Origin of the sequence: Paraburkholderia sp. SIMBA_054 (assembly GCF_046534875.1) — a bacterium.
GTDB classification, from domain to species: Bacteria; Pseudomonadota; Gammaproteobacteria; order Burkholderiales; family Burkholderiaceae; genus Paraburkholderia; species Paraburkholderia hospita.
In genome coordinates this window covers 1-1,319 of record NZ_JAWRXV010000167.1, presented here as the reverse complement: position 1 = coordinate 1,319, position 1,319 = coordinate 1, and the positions used below count along the sequence as shown (strand labels likewise).

1 protein-coding gene and 1 pseudogene are annotated in these 1,319 nt (G+C 59.8%); both read left to right on the top strand.

Annotated elements, in window-relative coordinates; translation table 11 throughout:
• Positions 1–473, top strand: a 473-nt coding sequence (locus SB822_RS54515; protein WP_410858775.1) for a group II intron maturase-specific domain-containing protein, incomplete at its 5' end; no start/stop codon positions are given.
• A gap of 72 nt (positions 474–545) precedes the next feature.
• Positions 546–1,319 (top strand): annotated as a pseudogene (locus tag SB822_RS54510) (IS3 family transposase); the annotation flags it as partial.

Below are 1,319 nucleotides of genomic sequence, written 5' to 3'. Positions count from 1 at the left end.
CGTATGCTCGCAACCGCTTCGATAACCTCAGCTTCCATTCATTAGCCCCCTGTTGCGCTTCACTCTTGAAACCGCCCGGATATACCTTCCGTGGACGGCTGGCCAAAAGCAAGCGCGGCATATACTTCAACAGCTTCAGTCCTGCCCTAAGCGGCAAGGCGGTGAAACGCATCCGCGAGAAAATGCGGGAGTGGAACATCGGTCGCTGGACGGATGCTGGAATCGAAGACATTGCCGAGCAGACCAATCCGACCTTGCGAGGATGGTGGAACTACTACGCGGCGTTCTATATGAGCGTGTTCAAACGTGTGATCGGCCACCTCAACGACATTCTGGTGAGATGGGCGGTGCGCAAGTACCGCCGATTCAAACGGAGTCGTGCCAAGGCTCGGACTTGGCTCCGGCAGTTGGCGGAGCGCGCACCGGAGCTGCTGTACCACTGGAAGCAGGGGGTATTGCCATCGGCTGGATGACAAGAGCCGTATGAACCGAGAGGTTCACGTACGGATCTGTGAGGGCCTGGCGGGGAAGTTCCGCCGGGCTACTCGACACTTCGCGAGGGAATTGATGTGAAGTGCGCGTTCGTTGACCGGAATCGACACCGCTGGCCAGTCTCAATGCTGTGCGAAGCACTGGAAATCAGTCCCAGCGGATATCATCAGCGTCAGCAGCGCAGCGGCGATGACAAGCCGAACAGATGCCGTATCAGCAACGATGCCCTGCTCGCGCACATCAAGGCGATTCACGTGCAGGTCAAGGGCGAATATGGTTGGCCGCGCATGTGGAAAGAGCTCGTTGCGCGCGGCGTGCGCGTGGGCAAGGAGCGTGTTCGCAAGCTGATGGCGCAGCATGGCATCCGTGCCCGACACAAGCGCAAGTACATCGCGACGACGAACTCGAATCACAACCTGCCGGTGGCGCCGAACTTGTTGGGGCGTAACTTCACAGCAACAGCGCCGAACCAGGTCTGGACGAGCGACATCACGTACTGTGCGACGGCGGAAGGCTGGGTTTATCTGGCGGTCATCATCGACCTGTTCAGCAGGCAGGTGGTGGGCTGGTCGATGCAGCCACACATGAAAGCGGAACTGGTCACGGATGCGCTGCGTATGGCGTGGTTCCGGCGCCGTCCAGAGGCAGGCGTCATCGTACATAGCGACAGGGGTAGCCAGTATTGCAGCGGGCTGTTCCAGGACACGCTGAAGGCCTACGGCATGCGCTCGTCGATGAGTCGGCGCGGCGACTGCTGGGACAAGGCTTGCGTTTCACACTACACCTCCTCGCGTCGATCGGAAACAACGTCGGGATGGCGACGTCGG